Source organism: Mycobacterium sp. E3298 (assembly GCF_001666895.1).
GTDB lineage: Bacteria > Actinomycetota > Actinomycetes > Mycobacteriales > Mycobacteriaceae > Mycobacterium.
Map to the genome: position 1 here is coordinate 1 of NZ_LZJB01000028.1, position 3,956 is coordinate 3,956.

At 68.2% G+C, this 3,956-nt stretch carries 3 protein-coding genes; all 3 read right to left on the bottom strand.

What is annotated here, in order from left to right:
- A partial coding sequence (locus tag A9X05_RS01360; protein ID WP_067778649.1) for an NAD(P)/FAD-dependent oxidoreductase occupies nt 1-1,508 on the bottom strand: 1,508 nt, incomplete at its 3' end.
- Entirely contained in the window at nt 1,505-3,298 is a 1,794-nt protein-coding gene (locus A9X05_RS01365; RefSeq protein ID WP_067778644.1) for an NAD(P)/FAD-dependent oxidoreductase, read from the bottom strand. The genes A9X05_RS01365 and A9X05_RS01360, both read right to left, overlap by 4 nt.
- Before the next feature lie 76 nt (nt 3,299-3,374).
- Nucleotides 3,375-3,956 (bottom strand): TetR/AcrR family transcriptional regulator (locus A9X05_RS01370; RefSeq protein ID WP_067778647.1); only part of this gene is annotated, 582 nt, incomplete at its 5' end.

Consider the following 3,956-nt stretch of genomic DNA (forward strand, 5'->3'; position numbering starts at 1 on the left):
GTGCGGTGCGACCAGTCGCGCCTGCGCAGCCTCCACGTTCGCCGGGCGTACTCCAGTTCCGTGTATGGCCACTGGGTGACTATCCGGCCGGTGGGTGAGCGGAAGTAGCTGTCGCACTGGGTCCAGATGGTGCGCTCCAGGTCCGCGGAAAGCCGTTCGTTGTAGCGCTTTTCGGCTTCTCGGCGGACGTCGACATAGCCGCCCCTGCGCGCCACCCGGCCGACCGCGCTGGCGATCAGCCGCGCGCCCGCCTCGAGGATGTAGACGATCGAGTTTCCACCCTGGTTGGTGTTGGGGCCATAGAGCATGAAGAAGTTCGGAAAGCCGCTGACCGCGACGCCAAGGTAAGCGGTCGGGTCGTCGCCCCAACGCTCGTGCAGCCGGCGGCCCCCGGGCCCGATCACGTCGATGCCGGAGAGGTAGCGGGACGTTTCAAACCCAGTGGCCAACACGATCGCGTCGACGTCGACCCGCCGCCCCGCCTTGGTCAGCACGGCCGACTCGTCGACCCGCTCGATGGGGTCGGTGACCAACTCGACGTTGTCGCGCTGCAACGCCCGGTAGAACTCGTCGCCCAGCAGCACGCGTTTGCAGCGAAACGGGTAGTCCGGCGTCAACGCCCGGCGCAGTCGCTCGTCGGCAACGGTGCGTTCCAGGAACGACGTCGCGACCTGCGTGCGCGCCGTGACCACGGGGTCGTCGGCGAAGGTCGCGGTGTTGTCGTGCTGAAATTTCCAGATCTGCCAGCGGGTCCGGCGTACGGCCAGGGGGTTGCGGCGAAAGCGCGCCAATTCGCCTGCGCTGTAGGGGCGGTCATCCTTGGGCACCATCCACGGCGGTGTGCGTTGGAAGACGCTCACCCGGTCGGCGACCTTGGCCAGCTCGGGGACCGCCTGCACCCCGCTCGCGCCGGTGCCGATGACCGCCACGTTCTTGCCCGCCAGGCCGGCGTGGTGATCCCAGCGCGCGGTGTGCATGAGCGTGCCGGTGAAGTCGCTCAGACCCGGGATATCGGGAAGCTTTGGGGCACCGAACAATCCGACGGCGCACACGACCACGTCCGCGGTCAGGCTGGCGGTGTGCCCCGCCCGGTCGAGCCGGCATTCCCAGCCCCCGCCGTTCCAGCGCACCGAGCGCACCCGGGTGCCCAGCATCAGATGCCGGCGCAGATCGAAGTCGTCGGCCACCGATTCGAGGTATGCCAGGATCTCGGGTTGCCGGGCGTACGTACGGCTCCACGCGGTGTTGGGTGCGAATGAGAACGAGTAGAGGTGGCTTTGAATGTCGCAGGCGGCGCCGGGATAAGTGTTGCGCCGCCAGGTGCCTCCTACGCCGTCATCGCCCTCGATGATCACCAGATCCTCGATGCCGGCGCGGCGCAGCGCGACGGCGGCGCCGAGGCCACCGAAGCCCGCGCCGATGATCGCCACCCTGGGCGGGGGCCTGCGCCGAGTCGCCGCCCGCAGCCGGCCGACGCCGTAGCGCCATCGCGACCGCCGACTGGTCACGGCCCGGCCGTCCCGCCGCGAATCAGGTAACCGTTCATGTCGCCATCAGCCCGCCACGCCCCCAACATGTCGGCGTACTCGGTGGGTGCCCCGAAAAAGAAGCTGCCCTGACGAGTCTTGGCGTCCGCCTTGCCCTCCCGGTTGTAGTAGCCGGGGGTGCAGGTCTGAGCGCGCCCGGCACTGGCGGCCGACCGCATCACCACCGTGTCGACCCACGCGGCCTCGGCCTCGGGCGTGGCCTCCACTTCGGTGACGCCGCGCTCGAGCGCCCACGCGATGATCCATGCGGCGTGCGTCGCCTGCACGTCCAGCAGGTAGGGGAAGTTCACCGTCAGGCCCGCCTGGGCGATGCTTTCGATGAAGCAATTGGGAAAACGCGTCGTGCTCAGGCCCTGGTAGGTGCGCACGCCGTCGGCCCAGTGTTCGGTCAGCGAGACCCCGTCGCGACCGATCAACTCGAACCCGGTGCGGCGGCAGTAGTCGGTGCCCACCTCGAAACCCGTTGCGAAGATCAGGCAGTCGATCTCGTAGGGCACGCCGTTGACCACCACACCGGACTCGGTGATGCGTTGGACCCCGCGGCCGCGGGTGTCGACCAGCGTGACGTTGTCGCGGTTGAACGTCTGCAGGTACTCGTCGTGGAAGCAGGGGCGCTTGCAGAAGTAGCCGTACCACGGCTTGAGCGATTCCGCGGTGGCCGGATCGGTGACGAGATCGTCGACGCGCGCCCGGATCTCTTCCATCTTGGCGAAGTCCGCGAGCTCGATGTCTCGGCCGCGTTGCGCCGGGTCCACGACGCCATCCCCGTCGTGGCGCATCACCGGAAGCTTGCGCGTGATGCTTGTCCAGGCGTCGGCGACCAGGTCCTCGTCGGCTTGGCCGCCTGCGGTCAGGATCTGGAAGTTCTCGATGCGCTGGCGCTGCCACCCGGGCCGTAACGTGTTGGCCCACTGTGCATCCGTGGCGCTGTTGGCCCGGACGTCGACCGACGACGGCGTGCGCTGAAACACGTAAAGGTGCTGCGCCGCCCTCGCGAGGTGGGGGACGCACTGGATCGCCGTGGCGCCGGTACCGATGATCCCCACGCGCTTGCCGGCGAGGTTCTCGAGGTTCTGGCCGGTATAGGCGTAGTCCCACCGGCTGGTATGGAAGGCGTGCCCGCTGAACGCGCCGAGGCCCTCGATACCGGGCAGCTTGGGCTTGGCCTGGTAGCCGTTGGCCATGGACACGAACCTGGCCCGCATCTCGTCGCGGCGGTTCGTGCGGATGATCCACCGCGATTCCTCGGCCGCCCAGCGGATCTCGTGTACATCGGTTTGCAGGCATGCGTCGCGGTACAGGTCGTAGCGCCGTGCGATGCGCTGGCAATGCGCGAAGATCTCCGGGCCCTTGGCGTACTTCTCGGTGGGGACGTAGCCGAGCTCTTCCAGCAGCGGCATGTACACGTAGGACTCGACATCGCAGGCAATCCCCGGGTACCGGTTCCAGTACCAGGTCCCGCCCACGTCGGCTGCCCGGTCGATGAGCCGCACGCTGTCGACGCCGAGCTGACGCAGCCGCACCCCCGTCAACAGCCCGCCGAATCCGGCGCCGATCACCGCGACGTCGACTTCGTCGGTCAGCGGCTCGCGCGTGAATTCACCGTCTGCCCAGGGGTCGTCGGCGAAGCGCGCGAATGCCCCCGCCGTCTCGACGTACTGAGCGATGCCGTCCGGGCGCAATCGGCGCGCGCGCTCTTCCGCGTATTTGCGTCGCAGCGCGTCGACGTCGAACGACACGGTTTCAGTCAAGGCCCGGTCCTCTCGTGGCCCGACTATATAATCAATCGCTTGATCATATCAAGGCGGTGCCGTGTCGGCCCCGCCGCTATCCGCGCCCGCCGGCGAACAACGTTCCGCTGATCATCTTCTTGGCCGAGTCGAGCGCGGCGTGATAATCGCGCGGCGGCGACGTGGCCCCCAACTCGACCAACCCGTAGATGAGCGCGTAGAGGGCCTCGACGACGCTGTCCCGATCGGAAGGCCGCGACAGTTCGCCCCGCCGGTAGCCGTCGTCGACGACGCCCTCGATGATCTCGCGGAAAGCCTGAAATCCCGTTCCCCCGTCCATGTGCCGATCGGGGCCGACCACTCCTTCGGCGCGGATGACCCACTCGAAGGCGGCGAGATCGGGATACTCGCGCATGAGCCGGCCCGATTCGTCGAGAACCGCCCCGATGCGGTCGACCGCGCTCCCCGGCCGCTCGGCGGCCGCCCGCAGCCGTGGCAAAGCGACATCGGTGCGCGCCGCGATCGCCGCCTTGATCAGCTCCGCCTTGTTCGGAAAGTAGTTGTAGAGGCTGGCGCTGGTGACATCCGCGGTGCGGGCAATCTCGCGAATCGTGGTGCGGGAGTAGCCCATCTCGGCCACAGTGCGCATCGCCGCGGTGATGATGCGCGTGCGGGTCTG